Here is a 24,779-nt window from a genome sequence, read left to right as displayed (position 1 = left end):
CACCACGTGCACGGGACTTGACGCGCCAACGTTACGCCTGTCAGACGGCCTGTCACCAGGGTTTGCCGCACAGCGGACCGCCTGGTGAAACGTCTGCCGGTAAAGCTAGGCCGGAAGGGCGGCGAGGAGATAGGCGAGGCGGGCGGCCGCGGCCTCGACGTCGTCGGCGGTGCCGAGGCGGTAGCCCCAGGACGTGACGAAGGTGCCCTCTTCGGAGCAGGTGACGGTTTCGGTCAGCGTGGCGGAGAACCGGTTGCGCACCGAGACGTAGGCGGGGTCACAGGCCAGTGCGACATTCTGCACGGACAGGTCGGCGTGGCGACCCGCGTACCAGGCGAAGCGCTCCAGGAAGAGCGTGGTGTCCAGCATCAGGCGTCACCTCCGCAACGTCATGCGACAGAATTGCACGATCTTCGTCCGCGGGGCAAGCAATTGCTGGGATTAAAGTGAGGATTGTTTCCCGTATTCACGAAGAATCCGGATGATGATGGCTCTGCCTGATTCGTCGAAATGTGCCACCTTGCAGTAGTCGTCGAAGGCGTTGACGTAGAAGGCGATGTCATCCGGATCCCGGAGGACCAGGTCCTTCGTCATCGTGGCCACGCCCACCATGGCCTCGTTGTAGACCCAGAAGCCGTTGATCGGCGAGGACGGCAGCTCGGCGGCGAACGGGATCACGCCGAACTCGACGTTGGGCAGCGTGCTGACCGCCAGCAGCCGGTCGAGCTGGCCGCGCATCACGTCCACCGGGGCCAGCCTGGTGTGCAGCACCGCCTCGGGCACGACGAAGCGGAAGGTCCGCGTGGGGTCGTACAAGATCTCCTGCCGCTGCATGCGCACCCGGACCGCCGAGTCGATCTGGTCGGGGGCGCTGTAGAGGCGCTTGACCTTGCGGAAGACGTGCCGGGCGTACTCGGTGGTCTGCAGCAGGCCGACCACGATGCCCGGCTCGAAGACCCGGAAGAGCCGGGTGCGCGCCTCCAGGTCGCGGATGTCCTCCTGGAGGGAGGCCAGGCCGCTGCGGTGGCGCTGCTTCCAGTCGTCGTGCCGCTCCACCAGCGCGATCGCCTGCACGATGAGCTGGTCGGTCACCTCGGGCGGGGCCTGTACGGCGTGCGCCCACACGACCACATCGTCCTCCGTGGCGGTCTGCCGGGCGTTCTCCAGGCGGGAGACCTTGGACGGCTGCCAGCCGAGCCGCTCGGCCAGGTCCTTGCCGGACAGGTGCGCGGCCTCGCGCAGCTGTCGGAGCTGGGCGCCCAAGTCGATGCGCGCCTGCTGAAAGGACGTCACGCCGGTAGAGGCTAGACCCGTCTGCCTCGATCATGCCAGGCCCGGTTTTGCAATTGTGATCAATCGGTCGCGGCGGGTGGCGTTCCGCTAGCCGGAAAGCGATTGCCCGCGCCGGGGCGGCGCGGGCAGCGCCCGAGCGGGTCGGTCACAGTACCCGGCGTGCGATGTCCACGAGCAGCTCCCGTGGTACCTCGACCGCCGACTCGCCGGCGAGGACGTCGCGCAGATCCGCGAGCGCCTCGGGGTCGGTGAGCTGGAGGCCCTGGACCACGATGGTGCCGCGGTCGGTCTCGTAGAGGGTGGGACAGGCCCCGGCTTCCGAGGTGGAGCCGAGAAACCGCAAACGCATGACGATCCTTCCCCGATCAATCCTGCAATTGCTCGCAATTGTAGGAGTTCCGGGGATTTATGTGATCGTTTCGCCAAATATTCATCCAAAAAGGTATGAGTCGGTCAGCGGGGGCCGGTCAGGCGGACGTCGCCCTTCGCGGACAGCACGAAGACCTGCCAGTTGTAGTAGGCGTAATAGCTGCGCGGATCCCGCTTGATCTGGGCGGCGTGGACCAGCACCGCGTCCACGTAGCGCACGTCGTGGTTGTAGGCGAAGACCGCGCGGCGGTAGTTCCGCGGGGCGCCGGTCGCCTTCAGGTAGTTGGCGGCGGCCATGATCGCGTCCTTGGCGTTCTGCACGTCGCCGCCCATGCCGTACGCCTTCCAGGTGCCCGGCATGAACTGCATCGGCCCCTGCGCGCCGGTCGAACTGGCCGAGCGCACCCGGCCGAACTTCGTCTCCACCAGCATGATGGCCGCCAGCACCTCCCACTCGACGCCGAAGCGCTTCTCGGCCTTGACCATGTGGCCGCGCAGGGTGGCCGCGGGCTCGGCCTCGGCCAGGCGCATCTTCTTACGGCGGGCGTCGCTGATCGGGCGGGCCATGGACAGCAACTTGCCGACGGCCTTGGCGTTGTCACGCGCCTCGGCGGCGATCGGCTTCGGCAGCTTGGCGATGACCGCCGCGCTCAGTTTCGCGTTCCTGGCCAGGGTGCGATAGATGCGCTGGTGGTGCAGGGCGTACAGGACGACGTCCTGGGGCGGCTGGGCGGCCTTGCTCCTGGTCCACGCGTCGATGCCGCGGTAGAGGGCGGTGGTGGTGGCCTCGAGGCCGGCGGCCAGCTTGGCGGGGTTCGCCGGGATGGCGGCGTCGGGGGCGGGCGCTCCGGCGCCGGACTCGTTCGTGCCGGACTCGTTCGTGCTGGGCTTGCCGGTGCCGGGCTTGCCCGTGCCGGGGTTGCCCGCGCTCGCCGACCCGCCGTTGACGCCCGGCTTGGCCGCCGGTGCGAGCTGGTCACGGTCTGCCAGGCCGCTCGCCGTACCGCATCCGGACAGGACGACAGCCAGGGAGGCTGCGAGGACGAGTCTCATGTCGCCCTACCGTACTGGGTGGATCTATCAGATATCCCCGTATTTCGCCCGAGCGGCGGCAATCTTGTCCGGCAGATACTCCGTGGGCCACAACCCCGGCGCCGGTTCGTACCCCTTCAGTACCCGGCGGGCGATCGACGCCTGGTGCACCTCCGTCGGCCCGTCCATGATCCCCATCAGCGGCGCCGACTGCCACAGCCGGGCCAGCGGCGTGTCGCCGGAGACGCCCAGCGCCCCGTGCAGGTGCATGGCCCGCTGGACCACGTCGTGGAAGACCCGTGCCGCCGCCACCTTGCACGCGGCGATCTGCGTGCGCGCCTCCCTGGTCGAGGACTGGTCGATCAGCCAGGCGGTGTGCAGCACGAGCAGGCGGAACTGCTGGATCTGCAGGTAGGAGTCGGCGATCGCCGCCTGCACGAGCTGCTTGCCGGCCAGCACGCCGTCGTGGGTGGCGCGGGACAGCGCCCGCTCGCACATCATGTCGAAGGCCCGCTTGACCGCCGCCACGGTGCGCATGGCGTGGTGCACCCGGCCGCCGCCGAGCCGGGCCTGGGCCACCGCGAAGGCGCCGCCCTCCTCGCCCAGCAGGGCGTCGGCGTCCACGCGCACGCCGGTGTAGCGCATGTGGGCGTGGTGGCCGGACCGGTCGCCCATGGTGGCGATGTCGCGCACGATCTCGACGCCGGGCGTGCCGGCGGGCACCAGGAACATGGACATGCGCTGGTACGGATGCGCCTCCGGGTTCGTCACCGCCATGACGACGAAGAAGGAGGCGTTGCGGGCGTTGGAGGTGAAGTACTTCTCGCCGTCCAGGACCCAGCCGCCGGCGTCCTTGACCGCGCGCATGGTGAACAGCCTCGGGTCGGAGCCGCCCTGCGGTTCTGTCATCGAGTACGCGGAGAACGCCTCGCCGTCCAGGAGCGGGCGCAGGTAGCGTTCCTTCTGCGCGGCGGTGCCGTACATGGCGATGATCTCGGCGTTGCCGGTGTCGGGCGCCTGGCAGCCGAAGATCACCGGGGCCCAGGCCGAGCGGCCGATCAGCTCGTTCATCAGCGCCAGCCTGAGCTGGCCGTACCCCTGGCCGCCCAGCTCGGGGCCCAGATGGCAGGCCCACAGGCCCCGGGCCCGCACCTGCTCCTTGAGCGGGTCCACGATCGCGCGCAGCCGCTCGCCGGGCTTCTCGTAGGCCCGCCCGGGGAAGGCCAGGTCGAGCGGCTCCACCTCGTCCCGGATAAAGGCGTCCATCCAGTCGAGCTTGACCTGGAACTCCGGCTCTACGGCGAAATCCATCTCTGCGCCCTCGCAAAAAGGTCCAGTGTGGTCTGGTGGAGGAGGTCTCCGGTGTCCTTGGGCGCCTTCCCCGCGCAGGCGCGGGCGTAGGTGCCCTCCAGCACGATGCCGAGCTTGAAGCAGGCCAGGACGGCGTACCACTCGATCGCCGACATGTCCCGATCGGTCAGCTCGGTGTAGCAGTCCACGATCTCCTGCGCGTCCGGCAGCCCCGGCACGTGCTCGCCGTTGGCCGGCCAGGTGGCCAGCAGCCAGCCGAGGTCCAGCAGCGGATCGCCGACCGTGCACATCTCCCAGTCCACGATCGCCGCCACCCGCGGGCCGTCGGTCGCGAACATCAGGTTCCCGACGTGGTAGTCGCCGTGCATGACCCCCGGCGTGAACGCCGCCGGCCGGTGGCGCTCCAGCCACTCCGCGGTCCGGCTCAACCCGGGAATCTCCGGCCCCGGGTAGCCGTCGAGCCGGCCGTACGACGCGAGCTCGCCCATCCACCGCGGGACCTGGCGCTCCAGGAATCCCTCCGGATGCCCGAACCCCGGCAGCCGCCCCGGGTCCACGCGCCCGAGCTCGGCCAGCGCCATCGTGGCCTCCAGGCCCATCCGGTGCCGGATCGCCGGGTCGGAGGCGTGCGGCTCGGGCAGCCCCGTGGCGGGGTTGAACCCGTCGACCGGTTCCATGAGGTAGAAGACCGGTTCGCCGCCGGTCCGCGCCGCGATCAGCCGGGGCGCCGGCACGCCGGTGTCCCGCAGCGCCTCCAGCACTCTCACCTCACGCCGCAGCGCCTCGTTGCTGTGCGCGCGCGGGCGCAGCGGCGGCCTTCTCAGGATGTACGGCGTGCCGCCGCGGACGAAGCGGACCATGACGTTCTGGGTGCCGCCGAGGACCGGGGCCACGTCCGTGACGGGACCGCCGGGCAGCCCCTGCGTGTCCATCCAGGCGCCGAGCTCGTCGAAGTCGATGGTGCTGACGTCGATGTGCGTGGAGGTCATGGCGCCCTGTCCTCGTAGAATTAAATTCTGGTCGTGAATCTACGGTCGCCCCACGGCACCGGTCAACCCAGCGACACCATCAGCGGCAGGAAGCGCCGGTCACGGTCGCCGGGCAGGTCGCCGCCGCGGACCATGACCGTGTTCTCGAACGGCTGGGCCAGGCCCCGCTCGCGCGCCCAGGCGACCAGGCCGGGACGGCCCATGTCGAGGTCGAGCCGGACCGGCAGGTCCCAGCCGGTGGCCAGGTCGCTGATCAGGGCCTCCGCCTGCTCGGCGCGCTCGGCCACCACGGGGCCGATGACCATGTGGGTCTCGTTGTTCCACGCCCCGCCGTACCCCTGGACGCGGCCCGCCTCCTCCGCGACCAGGACGCGTTCGTGGAAGGCCGGCATGCGGCGCAGCAGGTTCTCGCGGTCGGCGCCGAAGACCTTCGCGTCCAGCGCGACGATCTCGTCCAGGTCGCGCGCGGTGGCGGGGCGGGTGCTCCCGGACCTCTCGCCGGTGAACGCGCCCCTGTGGGAGTCGACGCGGCCCACCGCGCGGAAGCCGAGGCGTTCGTAGACGGGGCGGCCGGCGGCGGTCGAGTACAGCCAGACCGTGCGCTCGCCCGCCCGCTCCAGGATGTGCCGGAGGATGCCGCCGGCCAGGCCCTTGCGCTCGTGGTCCGCCGCGGTCAGGACCATGCTGACGGCGGCCGCGTGGGGGCCGTAGGGGATGAGCATGGCGGTGGAGGCCAGGGTGCCGTCCGGGGCGTCCACGCCGTAGACCTCGGCCACGTCGAACAGGAAACGCCACTTGTGCTCCTCCTGGCCCCACTGGCGGGAGACGGCCAGGGCGGTGCATCGGGGGAGGTCGGCGGGGGTGAGACGGCGTACGTGCATGGGGACATGATGTCGGGTTTCCGGCTTGGGGGAGGATCTGGCGTTATGGAGTGCGTGGTGGCGGTCGATGTGGGCGGGACGTCGATGAAGGGCGGCCTGGTGTCGAGTGGTGGGGAGATCCTGGTCGCCGAGCGGCGGCCGACGCCGCGGGACGGTGGGGTTGAGGGGGTGCTAGGCGCTATCTCAGGATTTATCGGCGATCTGGCGGAAATTTCGGGATATCGGCAGGTTGGGGTGGGTTTGGCGGTGCCCGGGCTGGTCGCCCCCGACCGGGCGGTGTACTCGGCCGCGTTCGGCTGGCGGGACGTGCCGGTGGCCGCCTTCACGTCGGTGCCGCTGCCGGTCGCGCTGGGGCACGACGTGCGCTCGGCCGGGGAGGCGGAACTCGCGTACGGCGCCGCCCGCGACCGGCGCGACGCCCTGTTCGTCCCCATCGGCACCGGCATGGCCGCCGCCCTCGCCCTCTCCTCCCGCGAGAGCCCGCCGTCCCGCGAGGGTTTGTACGGCGGTGCCGGGGGGTGGGCCGGGCAGATCGGGCACATACCGGTCTACCCGGACGGCCTGCCCTGCCGGTGCGGGCAACGGGGTTGCCTGTCCGTGTACGCCTCCGCCGTGGCCATCGCCCGGCGCTGCGGCGCAGCGTCGGCCGCGGACGTCGTCACCAGGGTACGAGCGGGGGAGCCCGAGGCGTCCCGGGTGTGGGGTGCGGCGATGGACGCGCTCGCCCTGGCGCTGGCCACCGCCACGCTCCTGCTCGACCCCGAGGTGATCGTCATCGGCGGCGGACTGTCGCTGGCCGGGCAGACGCTGCTCGACCCCCTCCGCGAGCGCCTGACCGCACGGCTCGCCTTCCGCCCCGCCCCGGAACTGGCCACCTCGCGCCTCGGCGTGCAGGCCGGGCTCCTGGGCGCCGGGCTGCTCGGCTGGCGGGCGGCATCGGCGGCGAACCCGGACGGCCGGTGACCCAGGTAGGCCCCGAGACGTACGGGGTGGGTTCGGAGAGGAAGGCGTCAGTTCGGGGAGGAGGGCGTCGGTTTGGGGAGGAAGGTTTGGGTTCGGGAGAGGAGAGACGTGGGTTCGGGTGAGGAAGGGTGTGGGGTTCAGGTGAGGAAGGCGGCGGGGATGTCCGCCACCTGTGCCCTGAGCTCCTCGCCGAGCGCCTTGGCCTGCGGGTCCAGCCGTGGGCTGGCCGCGACCCCGCGGCCCAGGAGGCCGTGGACCACGAAGTTGACCGCGTTCAGGTTGGGCAGCTCGTAGCGGTCGATCCGGAATCCGGCCAGCTCGGGGAGGAGTTCCTTGACCCGCTCCACGGTCAGGTAGGCGCTGAGCCAGCCGTACTGCCCGGCCGTGCGCACCCATACGCCCAGGTTCGCGTTGCCGCCCTTGTCGCCGGAGCGCGCCCCGGCCACCCCGCCCAGCGGCGCCCGGACCGTCGGCCCGCCGTCGTAGGAGCTCCGCCGTACCTCCTCCTGGAAGACGTCCTCGGCCTGCACGGGGTCCTCGGGAGGCAGCGCCACCGGCTCGCCGTTCAGCGTGACGGTGGGCCGTACCGACGAGGCGGGCACCAGAACCGGCCAGTACACCCCATACGGCGAGGCGTTCCCGGGCGGCGTCAGCCCGTAGAAGCCCGGGTAGGCGGCCAGCCCGGTCTCCACCACGGCCGAGGAGAACGCGCGGCCGGCGATCCGGTCGTCGGCCGACATGACGGTGATCCGGAGCAGGGGCGGGTCGAAGGTGACGTGGACGTCGTCGAAGGAGTCGCGGGGGACGCGGGCCCAGAGCGCCTCCTGCGCCACCCGGACCTTCTCTTCCTGGTCGAGGCCGGTGACCATCAGGGTCATGGTGTTGCGGTAGCCGCCGAGGTAGTTGACGGCGACCTTCAGCGTGTCCGGGGGCGGGCTGCCGCGCACGCCGGTGACGCGGACGCGGTCGGGGGCCTCCTGGGTCAGGCTGATGGTGTCGAAGTGTGCGGTGACGTCGGGGCCCGGGTAGCGGGGGGCGGCGATCTCGTACAGGAGCTGGGCGGTCACCGTGCCGGTCGTGACGGCGCCGCCGGTGCCGGGGTGCTTGGTGATGACGCTGGAGCCGTCGGCCTGCAGTTCGGCGATGGGGAAGCCGCAGTGCGCCAGGTCGGGGATCTCGGTGAAGAAGGCGTAGTTGCCGCCGGTCGCCTGGCAGCCGCATTCGATGACGTGCCCGGCGACGACCGATCCGGCCAGGGCGTCCCAGTCGCCGGGACGCCAGCCGTACCGCCAGATGCCGGGGCCCGTGACGAGGGCGGCGTCGGTCACGCGGCCGGTGACGACGACGTCGGCGCCCGCGCTCAGGGCGGCGGCGATGGGACGGCCGCCGAGGTAGGCGTTGGCGGTCAGGGGCGTGGCCGTCAGCTTCTCGCCGGTGTCGGCGTTGGTCAGGTCGAGGGCGGTTCCGGTCAGGTCGTCGCCGGTCACGCAGGCGATGTTCGCGTCGAGGCCGAGCTTGGCGGCCAGGTCGGCCACGGCCTCCGCGCAGCCGGCCGGGTCCAGGCCGCCCGCGTTGGAGACGATCTTGATGCCGCGCTCCAGGCAGGTGCCCAGGACCTGTTCCAGCTGCTTGAGGAAGGTGGGGGCGTAGCCGGGACGGCCCTTCAGGCGGTTCCCGGCCAGGATGAGCATGGTCAGCTCGGCCAGCCAGTCGCCGGTCAGGACGTCGATGGGGCCGCCCTCGACCATCTCGCGGGCGGCCGACAGGCGGTCGCCGTAGAAGCCGCTGCAGTTGGCCACGCGCAGGCTCATGGCACCCACTTCGCCGGGCGCTTGTCCATGAACGCGGCGATGCCCTCCTGGCCTTCCTCCGAGGTGAAGCGCTGGGCGGACAACGCGGTCATCTGCCGCAATCCCTCTTCGAAGGAGATGCCGGGGATGTCGCGGACCAGGCGTTTGGTGATGGCCAGCGCCTCGGGGCCGCCCTTGACGAGCATCTCGGCGTAGCGGGCCACCTCGGCGTCCAGGTCCTCCTCGGGTACGGCCCGCGTCAGGAGGCCGATCTCCACGGCCCGGGCGGCGTTGAAGACCTCGCCGGTCAGGAAGTACTCGGCCGCGGCCCGGGGCTCCAGCCTGCGCAGGACCGGCACCGAGATCATGGCGGGCACGACGCCCAGCCGTACCTCGGTGAAGGCGAACGAGGCGGTGTCGGGCGCGATGGCGAAGTCACAGGCGGCGACCAGGCCGAGGCCACCGGCCCGGGCGGTACCGTTCAGGCGGCAGATGACCGGTTTGGGGCTCTCCCAGATCAGCGCCAGGATCTCCGGGAACGACGCGGTCACCGGCGCGTCCGCCGCCCCCGTGGCCGGGGTGACGCGCTGCTCCTTCAGGTCGGCGCCGGAGCAGAAGACCGGGCCGGTGCCGGTCAGCACGATCAGGCGCACCTCCGGCTCGGCCAGCGCCCAGTCGAGCCTGGCCTCCAGATCGCCGAGCAGGCGCACCGACAGGGCGTTGCGGTTCGGCGGGGAGTCCAGCGTGATCGTGGCGATGCCGCCCTCGAGCTCCTTGTGGACCAGACTGCTCACTCGTCCCCCTCCTGAATGATCGCCAGCACGGTGCCCGCCTCGACCTGCTGTCCCTTGCCGGCGCGTACGTCGGCGACGATTCCGCCGGCGGGCGCGGCGATCTGATGCTCCATCTTCATGGCCTCCAGCACCAGCACCACCTGACCCCTGGTCACGCGGTCGCCGGGCTCGATGTCCACGCGCAGCACGCTACCGGGCATGGGCGCGAGCAGGGATCCCGGGGCCACGTGCACGACGGGCTCGGGCAGTCGCGGCAGCGCGGTCAGCCTGGTCGTGCCCGCGTAGACGATCTCGCCGTAGCGGGCGACGTCGTAGGCGTGCCGGACGCCGTCGCGCTCCAGCACCACGTGGTACGGCGTGGCCTCGGCGACGGTGACGCCCTCCGGCAGCGGGCGGTAGGTGACCTCGATCTCCGCGAAGCTCGCCCGGTCGGGCTGGGAGCGGACGTTGCGCCAGCCGCTGGGCAGGGTGGTCAGGACCCCGGCTCCGGCCCGGCGTTCCGCGGCCATGGCCAGGGCGGCGGCCAGGGCTTCCAGGTCGGTGGGCTCGGGGGTGGTGGTGAGGTGGTGTTCGTCCAGGAAGTCCGTGTGGGTACGGCCGTCCACGAAGTCCGGATTTTTCAGGATATTGAGGAGAAAGTCGCGGTTGGTGGTGAGGCCGTGGAGAGTGGCGGTCTTCAGGGATCTGGTCAGCTTTCTGATGGCCTCCTGGCGGGTGGCCCCGTGGGCGATCACCTTGGCCAGCATCGGGTCGTAGTGGGTGGAGACCACGGAACCCGATTCGACCCCCGAATCCACCCTGACCGGGCCCGGGACCTCGAACCGATGCAGGGTTCCGGATTGCGGGACGTAGTGCGCGTCCTCCGCGTACAGGCGGACCTCGATCGCGTGGCCGGTGGGCTCCGGCGGTGCGGCGGGAAGCGCGGCGCCCTCGGCCACCTCGAGCTGGAGGCGGACCAGGTCCAGGCCGTAGACGAGCTCGGTGACCGGGTGCTCGACCTGGAGGCGGGTGTTCATCTCCAGGAAGGCGACGGTGTCACCCTTGACCATGAACTCGACGGTTCCGGCGCCGGTGTAGCCGATGGTGCGGGCGGCGGTGCTTGCGGCTTTTTCTAGATTTTTCCGCATTTCTTGGGAAATGGCGGGTGAGGGGGCTTCTTCCAGGACCTTCTGGTGCCTGCGCTGGATGCTGCATTCGCGCTCACCCAGGGCCCAGACGGTGCCGTGGGCGTCGGCCAGAATCTGCACCTCGATGTGCCGGGCGCCCTCCAGCAGCGGCTCCACGAACACGGTGCCGTCCCCGAAGGCCGCCTCCGCCTCACGCCGCGCCGAGGCCACCTCCCGCTCAAGATCCTCGGGCCTCCTGACCACCCGCATCCCCCGGCCCCCACCCCCGGCCGACGCCTTGACCAGCAGGGGGTACGGCAGTGCCGTACCCACCTCCACGGACGGCAGCGCCGTACCCACCTCCACGGACGGCAGCGCCGTACCCACCTCCAGGGATGGCAGCACGGGCACTCCCGCCTCCGCCATCAGCCGCTTGGCCGTGACCTTCGAGCCCATGGCGGCGATGGCCTCGGGGGAAGGGCCCACCCAGGTCAGACCGGCCGCCAGGACCGCACGCGCGAAATCCGCGTTCTCCGACAGGAACCCGTAACCCGGGTGCACGGCATCGGCGCCCGAGGCGCGGCACGCCTCCAGGATCCGGCCGATGTTCAGGTAGGTGTCGGTCGGCGCGGCGCCGCGCAGCCGTACCGCGAGATCGGCCTCGGCCGTGTGCGGCGCGTCCGCGTCGGCGTCGGAGAAGACGGCGACCGTCTCGATGCCGAGCTCCCGGCACGTACGGAAGACGCGGCGGGCGATCTCCCCGCGGTTCGCGACGAGAAGGCGCGTGATCGCGGTCATGGGCGGAACACCCCGTATCCGGTCGGTGCGGGCTCAGGCGCGCTGTTGATCGCCGACAGGCAGAGGCCGAGCACGGTGCGCGTGTCGCGCGGGTCGATCACCCCGTCGTCGTACAGCCGCCCGGACAGGAAGAACGGCAGCGACTCCGCCTCGATCTGCGCCTCGACCATGGCCCGCATAGCCGCGTCCTGCTCCTCGTCGTACGGCAGGCCACGCGCCTGCGCCGAGGCCCGGCCCACGATGGACAGCACCCCCGCCAGTTGGGCCGGCCCCATGACCGCCGATTTCGCGCTCGGCCAGGTGAACAGGAAGCGCGGGTCGTAGGCGCGGCCGCACATGCCGTAGTTGCCGGCGCCGTAGGAGGCGCCCATGGTCACGGTCAGGTGCGGCACGCTGGAGTTGGCGACCGCGTTGATCATCATGGCGCCGTGTTTGATGATGCCGCCCTGCTCGTACTCCTTGCCGACCATGTAGCCCGTGGTGTTCTGCAGGAAGAGCAGCGGGGTGCGCGCCTGGCCGGCGAGCTGGATGAACTGGGTCGCCTTCTGCGACTCCTCGCTGAACAACACGCCGCGGGCGTTGGCGAGGATGCCGATCGGGTAGCCGTGGAGCGTGGCCCAGCCGGTGACCAGGGAGGCGCCGTAGAGGGGCTTGAACTCCTCGAACTCGCTGCCGTCCACGATCCTGGCGATGACCTCGCGGGGGTCGAAGGGGATCTTGAGGTCTTCCGGCACGATGCCGAGAAGCTCGTCGGCCGGATACAGGGGTTCACGGACGGCTCGGGGGGCACGGCCGAGTTTCCGCCAGCGCAGCGATTTCACGATATTTCGGCCTATGCGAAGGGCGTCATGCTCGTCCGCCGCGAGATAGTCGGCCAGCCCGCTGGTCCGCGCGTGCATCTCGGCCCCGCCCAGCGACTCGTCGTCCGACTCCTCCCCGGTGGCCATCTTGACCAGCGGCGGCCCGCCCAGGAACACCTTCGCGCGCTCCTTGACCATCACCACGTAGTCACTCATCCCAGGCACATATGCTCCGCCCGCCGTGGAATTCCCGAAAACCACCGCAATCGTCGGAATCCCGGCGGCACTCAACTGCGTCAGTTCCCGAAATATCCGCCCACCCGGGATGAAGATCTCCTTCTGCGTAGGCAGATCCGCCCCGCCGGACTCCACCAGATTCACGTACGGCAGGCGGTTCCGGAGCGCGATCTCCGACGCCCGCAGCGTCTTCCGGAGCGTCCACGGATTCGACGCCCCGCCCCGCACGGTCGGATCGCTGGCCGTGATCACGCACTCGACGCCCTCGATCACCCCGATCCCGGTGACCACACTCGCACCCACGGGAAAATCACTGCCCCAGGCGGCCAGCGGCGACAACTCCAGGAACGGCGAGTCCGGGTCCACCAGCAACTCGATCCGCTCCCTGGCCAGCAGCTTGCCGCGTCGCCGATGCCGCTCCACGTACTTCTCGCCACCACCCGCGACCGCCTTGGCATGCTCGGCATCCAGTTCGGCCAGCTTCCCCAGCATGGCCACCCGCCGCAGCCGGTAGTCCTCCCCGCCTGTGTCCAGAATGCTGGTGATCACGACTCCTCCTCGGCGCGCGAAGGTGATCCGGCGTCGCCGGAGGTTGATGCGGTGCGGCCCGATGGTGTCGTGCCGCCGCCCTGCGTTGAGTCCGAAGTTGACGTTGGCGTCAATCCGATGGCCCGAGCCCACAAGGTGGTCAGCAAGTCGACCGCGGCGCCTTCGTCGGCGTGTTCCCCGAGGTCCAGCCAGACGTGGGCGAAGTGCTCCACCATGCCGCCCAGCATGATCGCCGTCAGCCTCGGGTCCAGGGCGGGGTCGGCCAGCCCCTGGTCCTGAAGACGGCGCAGGCCCTCGGCGCCCCGCCGTACGAAAACCTCCCGCAACTCCAGCAGCAGCCCCGCGAAGCTCTCGTCGCCCGTGGCCGCCTGCTCGACCATGCGCACCAGCCGCGAGTTCGCCGCCCAGGCGCGCAGGTAGCGCCGGTTGGCCGCTTCGATGCGGGCGTACGGCTCGTCGGGGACGGCCGGGCCGACGATGCCGGCGGCGAACATCTCGCCCACCACCACGCCCGCCACCTCCCGCAGGAGGCTCTCCTTGGAGTCGAAGTAGGTGTAGAAGGTCCCGTGGGAGACCCCGGCCCGCACGCACACGTCGTCGATGCGCACCGCGTCGAACGGCTGCGCCTCGAACGCCTCCCGCCCGGCGTGCACCAGCGCCGTCCTGGTCCTGCGCCCGCGTGCGGTCAAGGTCTCAGACTTGACGATCACGTCAATCAGCCTATGCGGGCCACGGCGGTCAGGGGAAGACCCATGACAAGGCGGCGGCGCCGTCCCCGAAGAAGAGGAGGACGGCGCCGCCGAAAGGGACCGGTCAGGAAGCTGCTACCCGCAGTTGGTCCAGCCTGACTTCCAGGACAGGCTCCCCCAGGAACCGCCCCACATGACGCACTTCTTCGCCGCGGCCAGCCGGACCGGCCCGGCGTACGCCGTGAACGCCCCCGCGTTGCCGCCCGAGGCGCCACCCTGCACCTGGAGGCTGACTCCCATCTGCACCTTGCCCGGGTACTGCAGGCGCGACATCGTCACGACGCAGTTCTTGCCCTGCGCGGCGTTGTACATGAGGTAGATGGTCGCCTTGTCGCCCAACGCCCGGCTGTTGACCGTCTTGAACCCGGCACCGCACACCGCCTCGACCCGATACGGGTTCGGCTTCGGCTGCGGAGTGGGCTTCGCGGTCGGCTTCGGCGTCGGCTTCACCGTTGGCTTCACCGTCGGTTTGGGCGTCGGCTTCACCGTCGGTTTGGTCGTGGGCTTCGAGGTGGGCTTGGTCGTCGGCTTCGTCTGGCCCGGGTCGCCGTCGCCGTACGGATCCGACGGGTCGGAGTGCTCGCCGCCCGGGTCCACCATGCCCGTGTCCTTCGACTTGGTGGGAGTCGGGTCCGGCTTCTTCGTCGGCTTGTCCGACGGGCGCTCGTCTTCCTTCTTCTCGTTCGACGGAGGCGTGACGGGGTCGGGCTGCGCGATCACCGTCTTCGTCTCGACCGGGTCCGGCAGCGTGCCGATCGTCGGTTCGTCAGGCTTGGGCTGGTCTTCGGAGAGGAGGTCGCTCGGCCGCACGTCTTCCGGCGCGTCCGTGGGTACGGCCGGCGGCTCCGAACCCAGGGGCTGCTGAGGCTGCTGCTGGGTGTTCTCGCCCGCGTTCCCGCTCTTCTCCGCGTTGGGGGAATCGCCGGAGCCCAGTGCGTTGACCAGGGCGATCGGGGTGTTGCCCGTCTGGGCCGCCACGACCACACCACCCACGGCCACCAGCGCCAGCGCGGCCACCCCGGAAAGCGCGTAGGTCAGCGTACGCCGGCCCCGCGAGGCGGCATCCGCCTTGTCCCCTTGCCGGGGAACCCCGGGCTGCCCGGGACCAGCGGGCTGGCCGGGAGCACTGCCCTGGGCAGGAACGCCCTGCGGGCCGGAGCCAGGCCGGCCGGGGGCGCCGGGCTGACCGTGGGGCGGCATGCCACCCGGGCCGGACATCCCGGGCTGACCACCCTGCGCGAAGGTCTGTCCCTGCGGGCCGGCGCCCTGCGGGTGCGGCACAGCGCCCTGGACCGCCGGCATCCCCTGGACCGTCGGCATCCCCTGGGGCCCGGAAGCCATGCCCCCAGGGCCCGCCGCGGCACCGGAAGCCGCGGCAGCCGTACCACCACCGGAAGCCGCGCCGCCGGCACCGAAGGCGGCGGCGCCAACGCCGGAAGCCGCGGCACCGGCGCCGGGGGCAGCGACACCGGAGGCGCCGCCTGTGCCCGGCTGGCCGGGGATGACGTGGGTGGGGCCGGTGACGGGTTCGACGGCGGCGCGGGGGACCGGCTGGCCGGTCAGGCGGATGATGATCTCGTCAGCCGCAGGCCGGACGGACGGGTCCTTGGACAGGCAGGCGGCCACCAGTTCGGCCATCGTCCCGTCCAGCCCGACGATCTCCGGCTCCTCGTGCAGGATCCGGTTCATGACCACGGGGATCGAGTCGGCCCCGAAGGCGGGCCGTCCGGAGGCGGCGAAGACCATCGTGACGCCCCAGGCGAACACGTCGGCCGCTTCGGAGACCGGGGCGCCGCTGAGCTGCTCCGGCGCGAGGTAGGACGGCGTCCCCATGGCCATGCCGGTCGCGGTGGCGCCGGGCGCGTCCAGGGCGCGGGCGATGCCGAAGTCGATGACGACCGGCCCCTCGGGCCCCATGAGGACGTTGGCCGGCTTGAAGTCGCGGTGCAGGATGCCGGCGCGGTGGATGGCCGCGAGCGCGGTGGCGGTGCTGATGGCGAGCCGTTCGAGCGCCGCTCCCCGGCGCGGCCCCTCCTGGTCGACGAGCTGGCGCAGCGACGGCCCCGGCACGTACTCGCTGACGATGTACGGCCGGCTGCCGTCGAGGTCGGCGTGGAGCACGGGCGCGGTACAGAACCTGGCGACCCGCTGCGCGACGGCGACTTCCCGCAGGAAGCGGTCGCGGGCGGCGGGGTCGGCGACGAGCGCGTGGTGCAGGAGCTTGACCGCCACCTGCTCCCCGGAGTCGGATCTGCCCAGGTAGACGATGCCCTGCCCGCCCTCACCGAGCCGGGCGACGATGTCGTACGCGCCCAGCCGTCGCGGGTCGTCCGCCGCCAACGGCTGGTTCGGATTCACGTCGGACCCCCATATGTCACTTACAGATGGGGCAAAACGCTACCAGTGGGACAGTTAGTACGTCTGCCGACCCGACTCATCTCAACGGATTTCAGTCATGGTTAACCACAAAGCCACGCAGGTGAGACACTCTGCGCGGCTTCAGGTCACGAATTAGATAGCCTTGCCCGGGTTGAGGATGCCCAGCGGATCGAACACGGCCTTGATGCCGTGGTGGATCTCCGTGCCCAGCTCCCCGGTCTCCAGCCCCAGCCAGCGCTTCTTCAGCAGCCCGACGCCGTGCTCGCCGGTCAGCGTGCCGCCGAGCGCCAGGGCCTGGGTGAAGACCTCGTCGGCCGCGGCCCAGATCTCCGGGGGCGGCTCCGGGACGCCGTGGTCGAAGACGAAGACCGGGTGCAGGTTCCCGTCTCCGGCGTGGGCGACCGTACAGATCTTGACGCCGTGCTTGGCCGCGGCCCGCTCGATCGCCTCGATCATGTCGGGCAGCAGCGAGCGCGGCACGCACACGTCCTCGACCAGGCAGGCGCCCAGGCGCTCCTTGGCCTGGTAGGCCATGCGGCGCACGCCGATGAGCTCCTCGGTCTCGGCCGGAGACGACGACACGGCCACGAACGAGGCGCCGTGCTCCTCGCACAGCTCCTGCATGCGGGCGACCACCGCCGCGGAGTCCGAGGCGTCGGACTGGCCGATGAGCATCGCCATCGTCGCATCCTCCAGGCCGATGTTGCGCATGGCGTCGATGGCCTGGAGCGTGGCGCGGTCCAGCAGTTCCATCAGGGACGGCTGGCAGCCCGCCGCCATGATGGCCGACACCGCCGCCCCGGCGTCCCGCAGCGAGCCGAACTCGGCCGCGAACGTGGCCGGCGGCGCCTTGGGCGCCTGGCGCAGGCGGACCGTCGCCGCGGTGATCACCCCGAGCGTCCCCTCGGAGCCGACGAACAGGCCGGTGAGGTCGTAGCCGGTGACGCCCTTCATCGTGCGCCGGCCGGTGTTCAGCACCCGGCCGTCGGCCAGCACCACCTCGAGCCCGAGGGCCGAGTCGCGGGTCACGCCGTACTTCACGCAGCGCAGCCCGCCGGCGTTGGTGGCGAGGTTGCCGCCGATCGTGGAGATCTCGTACGAGGACGGGTCGGGCGCGTACATGAGCCCGTGCTCGCGCGCGGCCTTGTCCAGGTCCGCGGTGATCACGCCTGGTTCGACCACGGCGATCTCGTCGGCGGGGGAGAGCTCGCGGATGGCCGTCATCTTGGCCAGTGACAACACGATCGAGCCGTCCATCGCCGTGGCGGCGCCGGCCAGGCCCGTCCCGCCGCCGCGCGGGACGACGGGCACCCGGTTCTCGGTGGCCCACTTCAGGGTCGTCACCACGTCCTCGCGCGAGGTGGCCAGGACCGCTCCAAGCGGCTTGCCGGGCTCCAGGAACGTGCGGTCGCGGGCATAGGAGTCGAGGACGTCGGGGTCGGTGATGACGCGTCCGGTGGGCAGGCGGCCGATCAAGGTATCAATCACGCTCACAGGAGAACCATACGGTTTGCACTGTCTGTGGCTTCAGACCAGACTGCACCAGGTGGATGTGACGTGCCCGGTGTGTTCCCAGGCCGATCAAGTGGCCTCGGTGCCGGGGGTCGTCGCCTCTGGCACCACGTACCGAATCGGCAGGGTCCGCCTGCCCGGTGACAAGCAGGTGCCCGACCTGCCCACGGCCCCCGCGCTAGGCGTCTCGAAGAAGGTCATGAGCCGGAGCCAGCTGGCCGTCTGGCTGTCCTTCCCCAGCCGCCACTACACCCCGTGGGCCCGCAACCAGGGCTACATCATGCTGTTCGGCGCCGCCCTGGTGCACCTGGTGGTGGCCCTGGTGATCGCGATGGGCGGCAACGCGGGCTGGGGCGAGGTCCTTCTGGCGCCGTTCTGCCTGACCGGCCTGTTCTGGATCTTCGGCTCGTTCTTCGTCATCGGCTCGTACGGCGCGCGCAAACGTGACGACGCCGAAGCCCCGGCCAGGGCCCGGGCGATCGAGGTCTGGCAGGGGCTGTTCTACTGCGTCAGGGACAACGCCGTCTTCGAGCCCGGCGTCGGGGTCTCGTTCCATCCGAGCGAGACCCGCGAGTACATCTTCGGCTTCCGCCGCTAGCCGCGGCGGCTCAGGAGGCGGCCAGGCGGGCGCACACGACGAGCCCCCGCATCGCCTGCTCCAAATCCTCCAGCCCGGGGAAGGTGGGCGCGATCCGGATGAACCGGTCGTCCGGGTCCTCGCGGTAGGGGTGGGTGGCCCCGGCCGGGGTGAGGGCGATGCCGGCGGCCTTGGCCAGCTCGACCACCCGGCGCGCGTGGGGGACCTCCAGGGCGATGAAGTACCCGCCCCGGGGGCTGGTCCAGGTCGCCACGTCGGCGAGTTCCTTGGCCAGGATCCGGTCCACGACCTCGAACTTGGGCCGCACGATCGCCGCGTGGGCGCGCATGTGGGCGGCCACGCCGTCGGCGTCGCGCAGGAACTCCACGTGCCGCAGCTGGTTGACCTTGTCCGGGCCGATGGACTGCTTGGACGTCTGGTGCAGGTACCACTCGACGTTGGCCGGCGAGCCGCCGAAGAAGGAGACGCCGCTGCCCGCCCAGGTCACCTTGGAGGTGGAGCCGAAGACGAAGGCGCGGTCCGGGTTGCCGTGCTCGGCGCACAGGGCCAGGATGTCGCCGATCTCGTCGTGGGCGCCGGTCAGGTGGTGCACCGCATAGGCGTTATCCCAAAATATCCGGAAATCGGGGGCGGCCGTCCGCATCGACGCCAGGCGGCGCACGGTCTCCGCGCTGTAGCTGATCCCCGACGGGTTGCTGTACTTGGGCACGCACCACATGCCCTTCACGCCGGGGTCGGCGGCGGCCAGCCGCTCGACGACGTCCATGTCCGGCCCGCCGGCGGTCATGGGCACGGCCACCATCTTGATCCCGAACCGCTCGCAGATCGTGAAATGCCGGTCATACCCGGGAACCGGGCACAGGAAGGTGATCTCGCCGGCCTCGACCCACCGCCCCGCTCCGCCCGGCACCCCGCCCAGCAGCGCGTGCACCACCGTGTCGTGCATGATCGCCAGGCTGGAGTTGCCCCCCACGACCAGCTGCTCCGCGGGCACCTGCAGCAGGGGCCCGAACAGCTCGCGCAGCTCGGCCAGCCCCTGCAGGTCGCCGTAGTTGCGGCCGTCCATCCCGTTCCTGGCCACATACGAGCCGGGCAGCGTGAGCATCGCGTCGGAGAGCGCGAGCTGCTGTGACGACGGCTTGCCCCGGGTGAGGTCGAGCTTGAGCCCCTGGCTGACCAGGGCGTCGTAGTCGCGCTGTGCGTTCACGTGGTCTCCTCCGATCGAATCCGCTACGAAGGATAGAAGACCCGGCGCCGTCCGGCAGCACCGATCCCGCCCCTACAGCGGGCACGGGGAGTAGGGAGAAATTCGGGATTGCGGGTTTCGGTTCTGCGATCGTTGGCGTGAAATGGGGGCATCGGGGGCACCGCGTCGGAGGGAGCTGCCGTGACGACTGTCCGCGAGACCTCGATCGAGCGAGTACGGCGTCGCCGTACCGGCACCGTGATCGTCTCCTGGCTGTCGACCACCGATCACAAGGTCATCGGGTACCTCTACCTGATCACCTCGTTCGCCTTCTTCCTCGTGGCCGGGGTGATGGCCATGGTGATGCGGGCCGAACTGGCCGCGCCCGGGATGCAGGTGGTCAGCCAGCAGCAGTACAACCAGCTGTTCACCATCCACGGCACGGTCATGCTGCTGCTGTTCGCCACGCCGTTGTTCGCCGGGTTCGCCAACGTGGTGATGCCGCTGCAGATCGGGGCGCCGGACGTGGCCTTCCCGCGGCTGAACGCGGTCGCGTACTGGTTGTTCCTGTTCGGCGGCCTGATGGTGCTGGCCGGGTTCCTCGCGCCGGGCGGGGCGGCCGACTTCGGGTGGTTCGCCTACACGCCGCTGGCCACCGAGATCTACTCGCCGGGGCTCGGCGGCGATCTGTGGATCATGGGGCTGGCGTTGTCGGGGCTCGGCACCATTCTCGGCTCGGTCAACTTCATCACCACGATCATCGGCATGCGGGCGCCGGGGATGACGATGTTCCGGATGCCGTTGTTCACCTGGAACACGCTGCTGACCAGCATGCTCGTGCTGATGGCCTTCCCCGTGCTGGCCGCGGCGCTGCTGGTGCTGGAGTCGGATCGCGAGCTGGGCACGCAGGTGTTCGCCGCCGAGAACGGCGGCGCGATCCTGTGGCAGCACCTGTTCTGGTTCTTCGGCCACCCCGAGGTGTACATCATCGCGCTGCCGTTCTTCGGGATCATCACCGAGGTCATCCCCGTCTTCAGCCGCAAGCCGCTCTTCGGCTACATCGGGCTGGTCGGCGCCACGATCGCGATCGCGGGCCTGTCGATGACCGTGTGGGCGCACCACATGTTCCCGACCGGGCAGGTGCTGCTGCCGTTCTTCTCGTTCATGACCTTCCTCATCGCGGTGCCGACCGGCGTGAAGTTCTTCAACTGGATCGGCACGATGTGGCGCGGCCATCTCAGCTTCGAGACGCCGATGTTGTTCGCGGTCGGCTTCCTGGTGACGTTCCTGCTCGGCGGGCTGACCGGGATCATCCTGGCCTCGCCGCCGCTGGACTTCCATATCTCCGACACCTACTTCGTGGTCGCCCATTTCCACTACGTGGTTTTCGGCACCGTGGTGTTCGCGATGTTCTCCGGCTTCTATTTCTGGTGGCCGAAGATGACCGGGCGCATGCTCGACGACCGCCTCGGCAAGGTGCACTTCTGGACGTTGTTCGTCGGCTTCCACACCACGTTCCTGGTGCAGCACTGGCTGGGGGCGATCGGCATGCCGCGCCGGTACGCCGACTACGGCCCGGCCGACGGCTTCACGATGCTGAACGAGATCTCCTCGGCGGGCGCGTTCCTGCTCGGGGTCTCGACGCTGCCCTTCCTCTACAACGTCTGGAAGACCGCCCGGCACGCGCCCAAGGTCACGCTGGATGACCCTTGGGGGTATTGCAACTCGCTGGAATGGGCGACATCGTGTCCACCGCCACGCCACAACTTCCTGCGAATCCCCACCATCCGCTCCGAGCGCCCGGCATTCGACCTGCACTATCCGCGTGAATCAAAGGGCACGGGAGACTGACCTTTTCAGCAGGTTCGCGTGGTGCTTGTGTGGAAATGACATTTCGCCTTTCTAGGGAGATGGGCGATGACAGGGACACGAACCCCCTTCGCCCCGGAAACCGCCCCCTGCGGGAAGCAGTTCGGTGGTGAACGCCTGGTCGACGACGACGGATACGGCCTGGTGATCCGCGACCTGTTCTACTCCTGCGGCTGTCGCAGAATCCGGCACGAGTACCACGACGGCAGCATCCACCTGTCGGCCATCCGCCACGACGGCAAACGGGTGAAGAACCCCATCGAACCCGACCACGGGAAGTGACGCCCATGATCGATGTGCTCATCGTCGGAGGGGGCGGCGCAGGGCTGCGGGCGGCCATCGCGGTCGCCGAGACGGCCCCGGAGCTGAGCGTGGCCGTCGTGTCGAAGGTCTACCCGATGCGCAGTCACACCGTCTCCGCCGAGGGCGGCGCCGCAGGGGTGATCGGCGCCGGGGACACGCTGGACGAACACTGCTACGACACCATCTCGGGCGGCGACTGGCTCTGCGACCAGGACGCCGTGGAAGCCTTCGTGGCCGAGGCGCCCAAGGAGCTGATCCAGCTCGAACACTGGGGCTGCCCGTGGAGCAGGGAGCGTGACGGCCGGGTCGCGGTGCGCCCCTTCGGCGGCATGAAGCGCGAGCGCACCTGGTACGCCGCCGACAAGACCGGCTTCCACCTGCTGCACACCCTCTTCCAGACCACGCTGAAGTACGGCGAGATCCAGCGCTACGACGAGTGGTTCGTCACGCGGCTGATCGTGGACGACGGCCGGGTGCACGGCGTCGTGGCCGTCGACATCAGGACCGGCGCCATCGAGACCATCGCCGCCCGCACGGTCATCCTCGCCACGGGCGGCTGCGGCCGCGTCTTCCCCTTCACCACCAACGCGGCCATCAAGACCGGCGACGGCATGGCCCTGGCCTACCGCGCCGGGGCGGCGCTGAAGGACATGGAGTTCGTCCAGTACCACCCGACCGGCCTGCCGTTCACCGGCATCCTCATCACCGAGGCGGCCCGCGCGGAGGGCGGCTGGCTGATCAACAAGGACGGCTACCGCTACCTCCAGGACTACGACCTGGGCAAACCCACGCCCACCCCCAAGCTGCGCAGCATGGAACTGGGCCCGCGCGACCGCCTCTCGCAGGCGTTCGTGCACGAGCAGCAGCGCGGCCGCACCGTCGAGACCCCCTACGGCCCCGTCGTCTACCTGGACCTGCGGCACCTGGGCGAGAACAAGATCGACGCACGGATCCCGTTCGTCCGCGAGCTGTGCCGCAGCTACCAGAACCTCGACCCGGCCACCGACCTCATCCCGGTCCGCCCGGTCGTGCACTACATGATGGGCGGCGTCCACACCGACCTGGACGGCGCCACTCCGATCGCCGGCCTGTACGCCGCGGGGGAGACGGCCTGCGTCAGCATCAACGGCGCCAACCGGCTCGGCTCCAACTCGCTGCCCGAGATCCTCGTCTTCGGCAGGCGCGCCGGTACGGCTGCCGCCGCCTTCGCCCGCGAGCACCGGGAGGCCGAGCCGCCTGCCGTACGGTCGCAGGGGGAGGACGAGCGGCGGCTGCTGGAGCGCGCCCGCGAGGGCAACCCGGACGGCGAGCGCATCGCCGACCTGCGCGAGGAGATGCAGCACACGCTGGAGGGCGCGGCGGGCATCTACCGCACCGGCGCCGAACTGGCCAAGGCCGCCGCCACGCTGGCGGAACTGCGAGAACGGGCGGACGCGGCGCGCGTGGACGACACCAGCGCCACGTTCAACACCGACCTGATCAACCTGCTGGAACTGCACACGATGCTGGACGTGGCGCGCACGATCGTGGCCTGCGCGCTCAACCGCCGCGAGTCGCGCGGCGCCCACCAGCGCACCGACTTCGCCACCCGCGACGACGCGGAGTTCCTGGCGCACTCGCTGGTCCACCGCGCGCCCGACGGCGCGCCGTCCGTCGGGCTCATGCCCGTGACGATCACCCGCTGGCCTCCCGGCGAAAGGGTTTACGGCCGTGACTGAGGCGAAATCCCAACAAGCACGTCAGGCCACCCCACCGCGCACCATCACTCTGGAAGTGTCCCGGTATCGCCCCGGGCAGGACGAGGAACCGGTCTTCGAGCGCTTCGAGGTGCCGCTCATGGACGACTGGGCGGTGCTCGACGGGCTCAACTACATCAAGGACCGGCTCGACGGCACGCTGTCGTTCCGCTGGTCGTGCCGGATGGGCATCTGCGGCTCGTGCGGCATGAACGTCAACGGCCGCCCCAGGCTGACCTGCGGCACGTTCTTCACCGAGTTCGGGGCCGGGCCGATCAGGATCGAGCCGCTCAAGGGCTTCCCGGTCATCCGCGACCTCGTGGTGGAGATCGACGACTTCCTGGCCAAGCTCCGGCACGTGCAGCCGTGGCTGGTCAGGGAGGGGGAGGAACTGCCGCTGACCAGCGAGCACGCGCAGACGCCGGCCCAGCTCGAGGCGTACAAGCAGTACTCGATGTGCATCAACTGCATGCTCTGCTACTCGGCCTGCCCGGTCTACGTGCTCGACCCCGACTTCCTGGGCCCCGCCGCGATCGCGCTGGCCCAGCGGTACGAGCTGGACTCGCGGGACATGGGCGACCGCTTCGACCTGCTCAACCTGGACGAGGCGGTGTGGGGCTGCACGTTCGTGGGCGAGTGCACCCGCGTCTGCCCCAAGCACGTGGACCCGGCCGAGGCGATCCAGCGTTACAAGGTCACGGCCGCGATGCGGTCCGTCCTTCCGTGGAGCAGGAGCAGGAGCAGGCGATGACGACGGCCTACCGGCCCCGCCGGGACTACGGGTGGTTCTTGCGCAACCGCAACTACGCGGTGTTCGTGGCGCGCGAGCTGACCAGCGTCTTCGTGGCGTGGGCGATCGTCTTCCTGATGCTCGTCGTGGACGCCGTGCTGAACGGCGGCGACCCGGCCGCCTTCGCCGGGCGGCCGTGGGTGATCGCGCTCAACGTGCTCACGCTGGCCGCCACCGCCTTCCACGCGGTGACGTTCCTCAACCTGGCCCCCAAGGCCACGGTGATCAGGCTGGACGGCTACCGCATCCCCGCCTGGATGATCCAGGGCGGCAACCACTCCGCCTGGCTGCTGGTCTCGGCGGTCGTCGCGTACTTCGTGCTGAGGTCGCCATGAGACGCCGGACGCCGGAGCCGTACCTGTGGCTGCTGTTCAGCGGCGGGGGAGTGGTGGCCGCGCTGCTGCTGCCCGTGCTGGTGCTGTTGTTCGGGGTGCTCATGCCGCTGGGCGTGCTCGACTGGCCGTCCGCCGCCCAGCTGGCCGCGCTGCTGGACCCGGTCGTGGTACGGCTGGCCGTCGTGGCCGTTGTCGTGCTGTGCCTGTTTCACGCTGCGCACCGGATCCGATTCACCAGCGAGGAACTGCTCGGCGTGGCCAGGTTCGACCTGATCATCGCGCTGCTGTGCTACGGCGGCGCGGTTGCGGGCGGCGTTATAGCCGTCGTTCTCCTGTTCTGAAATCCCTGGAAATACATCACATTTCAACAAAGGGCTTTACGGTCACTTTCCTTGGGGCTTACCGTCCGC

Annotated in this window: 23 protein-coding genes; 8 read left to right on the top strand and 15 right to left on the bottom strand. The window is 70.3% G+C overall.

Going from position 1 to position 24,779, the window contains the following annotated elements:
- Positions 1 to 105: 105 nt before the first annotated feature.
- The 7 genes from FVE25_RS07675 to FVE25_RS07645 all read right to left on the bottom strand — a co-directional run bounded on the left by FVE25_RS07675 (position 106) and on the right by FVE25_RS07645 (position 5,875).
- The gene (locus tag FVE25_RS07675) at positions 106 to 369 is read right to left on the bottom strand and encodes a hypothetical protein (RefSeq protein ID WP_181019497.1); all 264 of its coding nucleotides are present in this window, start codon (positions 367 to 369) and stop codon (positions 106 to 108) included.
- A 72-nt stretch (positions 370 to 441) separates the two neighbouring features.
- Positions 442 to 1,293, bottom strand: a complete 852-nt coding sequence (locus FVE25_RS07670) for a helix-turn-helix domain-containing protein (RefSeq protein WP_157245738.1) — start codon at positions 1,291 to 1,293, stop codon at positions 442 to 444.
- Between the two features lie 145 nt (positions 1,294 to 1,438).
- Positions 1,439 to 1,642 carry a hypothetical protein gene (locus tag FVE25_RS07665; protein ID WP_157245737.1) on the bottom strand — a complete coding sequence of 68 codons (204 nt, stop codon included), beginning with the start codon at positions 1,640 to 1,642 and terminating at the stop codon, positions 1,439 to 1,441.
- A gap of 104 nt (positions 1,643 to 1,746) precedes the next feature.
- On the bottom strand, positions 1,747 to 2,715 hold the full coding sequence (locus FVE25_RS07660) for a lytic transglycosylase domain-containing protein (protein ID WP_157245736.1): 969 nt from the start codon (positions 2,713 to 2,715) through the stop codon (positions 1,747 to 1,749).
- Between the two features lie 27 nt (positions 2,716 to 2,742).
- Positions 2,743 to 4,005, bottom strand: a complete 1,263-nt coding sequence (locus tag FVE25_RS07655; protein ID WP_157245735.1) for an acyl-CoA dehydrogenase family protein — start codon at positions 4,003 to 4,005, stop codon at positions 2,743 to 2,745.
- Entirely contained in the window at positions 3,990 to 4,994 is a 1,005-nt protein-coding gene (locus tag FVE25_RS07650) for a phosphotransferase family protein (protein ID WP_157245734.1), read from the bottom strand. The genes FVE25_RS07655 and FVE25_RS07650 overlap by 16 nt, the downstream gene beginning before the upstream one ends.
- Before the next feature lie 62 nt (positions 4,995 to 5,056).
- Positions 5,057 to 5,875, bottom strand: coding sequence for a GNAT family N-acetyltransferase (locus tag FVE25_RS07645; RefSeq protein WP_157245733.1), 819 nt, complete (start codon positions 5,873 to 5,875; stop codon positions 5,057 to 5,059).
- Positions 5,876 to 5,932: 57 nt separating this feature from the next.
- Between FVE25_RS07645 and FVE25_RS07640 the strand changes: the two genes are divergently transcribed.
- The gene (locus FVE25_RS07640; RefSeq protein WP_246266780.1) at positions 5,933 to 6,838 is read left to right on the top strand and encodes an ROK family protein; all 906 of its coding nucleotides are present in this window, start codon (positions 5,933 to 5,935) and stop codon (positions 6,836 to 6,838) included.
- A gap of 137 nt (positions 6,839 to 6,975) precedes the next feature.
- Here FVE25_RS07640 and FVE25_RS07635 read toward each other — a convergent pair whose 3' ends face one another.
- From FVE25_RS07635 to FVE25_RS07605, 7 genes are all read right to left on the bottom strand, one after another.
- Positions 6,976 to 8,649: an acyclic terpene utilization AtuA family protein gene (locus tag FVE25_RS07635; RefSeq protein ID WP_157245731.1), complete on the bottom strand. Its 1,674-nt coding sequence runs from the start codon at positions 8,647 to 8,649 to the stop codon at positions 6,976 to 6,978.
- A complete protein-coding gene (locus tag FVE25_RS07630) occupies positions 8,646 to 9,422 on the bottom strand; it encodes an enoyl-CoA hydratase-related protein (RefSeq protein ID WP_157245730.1) in 777 nt (258 codons plus the stop codon). Before FVE25_RS07630 ends, FVE25_RS07635 begins: the two co-directional genes overlap by 4 nt.
- Positions 9,419 to 11,326, bottom strand: a complete 1,908-nt coding sequence (locus FVE25_RS07625; protein ID WP_157245729.1) for an ATP-binding protein — start codon at positions 11,324 to 11,326, stop codon at positions 9,419 to 9,421. The genes FVE25_RS07630 and FVE25_RS07625 overlap by 4 nt, the downstream gene beginning before the upstream one ends.
- Positions 11,323 to 12,855 carry an acyl-CoA carboxylase subunit beta gene (locus FVE25_RS07620; protein WP_157246552.1) on the bottom strand — a complete coding sequence of 511 codons (1,533 nt, stop codon included), beginning with the start codon at positions 12,853 to 12,855 and terminating at the stop codon, positions 11,323 to 11,325. The genes FVE25_RS07625 and FVE25_RS07620 overlap by 4 nt, the downstream gene beginning before the upstream one ends.
- Before the next feature lie 53 nt (positions 12,856 to 12,908).
- Entirely contained in the window at positions 12,909 to 13,622 is a 714-nt protein-coding gene (locus FVE25_RS07615) for a TetR/AcrR family transcriptional regulator (RefSeq protein WP_219825377.1), read from the bottom strand.
- Between the two features lie 114 nt (positions 13,623 to 13,736).
- A complete protein-coding gene (locus FVE25_RS54315; RefSeq protein WP_246266778.1) occupies positions 13,737 to 16,019 on the bottom strand; it encodes a protein kinase domain-containing protein in 2,283 nt (760 codons plus the stop codon).
- A 153-nt stretch (positions 16,020 to 16,172) separates the two neighbouring features.
- Complete coding sequence (locus FVE25_RS07605) at positions 16,173 to 17,534, bottom strand: FAD-binding oxidoreductase (protein ID WP_246266776.1); 1,362 nt, start codon at positions 17,532 to 17,534, stop codon at positions 16,173 to 16,175.
- Positions 17,535 to 17,586: 52 nt separating this feature from the next.
- Here FVE25_RS07605 and FVE25_RS07600 point away from each other — a divergent pair, with 52 nt between their 5' ends.
- Positions 17,587 to 18,150: a hypothetical protein gene (locus tag FVE25_RS07600; protein WP_157245728.1), complete on the top strand. Its 564-nt coding sequence runs from the start codon at positions 17,587 to 17,589 to the stop codon at positions 18,148 to 18,150.
- 10 nt (positions 18,151 to 18,160) lie between these two features.
- On the opposite strand, the gene FVE25_RS07595 is transcribed toward FVE25_RS07600, so the two are convergent.
- Positions 18,161 to 19,357, bottom strand: a complete 1,197-nt coding sequence (locus FVE25_RS07595) for an aspartate aminotransferase type Ic (protein WP_157245727.1) — start codon at positions 19,355 to 19,357, stop codon at positions 18,161 to 18,163.
- A gap of 180 nt (positions 19,358 to 19,537) precedes the next feature.
- Here FVE25_RS07595 and ctaD point away from each other — a divergent pair, with 180 nt between their 5' ends.
- The 6 genes from ctaD to frdD all read left to right on the top strand — a co-directional run bounded on the left by ctaD (position 19,538) and on the right by frdD (position 24,710).
- Complete coding sequence (gene ctaD / locus FVE25_RS07590) at positions 19,538 to 21,187, top strand: aa3-type cytochrome oxidase subunit I (RefSeq protein ID WP_157245726.1); 1,650 nt, start codon at positions 19,538 to 19,540, stop codon at positions 21,185 to 21,187.
- Between the two features lie 66 nt (positions 21,188 to 21,253).
- Entirely contained in the window at positions 21,254 to 21,487 is a 234-nt protein-coding gene (locus FVE25_RS07585) for a hypothetical protein (RefSeq protein ID WP_157245725.1), read from the top strand.
- A 5-nt stretch (positions 21,488 to 21,492) separates the two neighbouring features.
- Positions 21,493 to 23,226, top strand: coding sequence for a fumarate reductase (quinol) flavoprotein subunit (gene frdA / locus FVE25_RS07580; RefSeq protein ID WP_219825376.1), 1,734 nt, complete (start codon positions 21,493 to 21,495; stop codon positions 23,224 to 23,226).
- Positions 23,219 to 23,995, top strand: a complete 777-nt coding sequence (sdhB, locus tag FVE25_RS07575) for a succinate dehydrogenase iron-sulfur subunit (protein ID WP_281367826.1) — start codon at positions 23,219 to 23,221, stop codon at positions 23,993 to 23,995. The genes frdA and sdhB overlap by 8 nt, the downstream gene beginning before the upstream one ends.
- Complete coding sequence (locus FVE25_RS07570; protein ID WP_157245723.1) at positions 23,992 to 24,369, top strand: succinate dehydrogenase/fumarate reductase transmembrane subunit; 378 nt, start codon at positions 23,992 to 23,994, stop codon at positions 24,367 to 24,369. Before sdhB ends, FVE25_RS07570 begins: the two co-directional genes overlap by 4 nt.
- Positions 24,366 to 24,710: a fumarate reductase subunit FrdD gene (gene frdD / locus FVE25_RS07565; protein ID WP_157245722.1), complete on the top strand. Its 345-nt coding sequence runs from the start codon at positions 24,366 to 24,368 to the stop codon at positions 24,708 to 24,710. The genes FVE25_RS07570 and frdD overlap by 4 nt, the downstream gene beginning before the upstream one ends.
- Positions 24,711 to 24,779 lie beyond the last annotated feature (69 nt).

Source organism: Nonomuraea typhae, from assembly GCF_009760925.1.
GTDB lineage: Bacteria > Actinomycetota > Actinomycetes > Streptosporangiales > Streptosporangiaceae > Nonomuraea > Nonomuraea typhae.
This window is presented reverse-complemented; position numbering and strand designations above follow the sequence as displayed.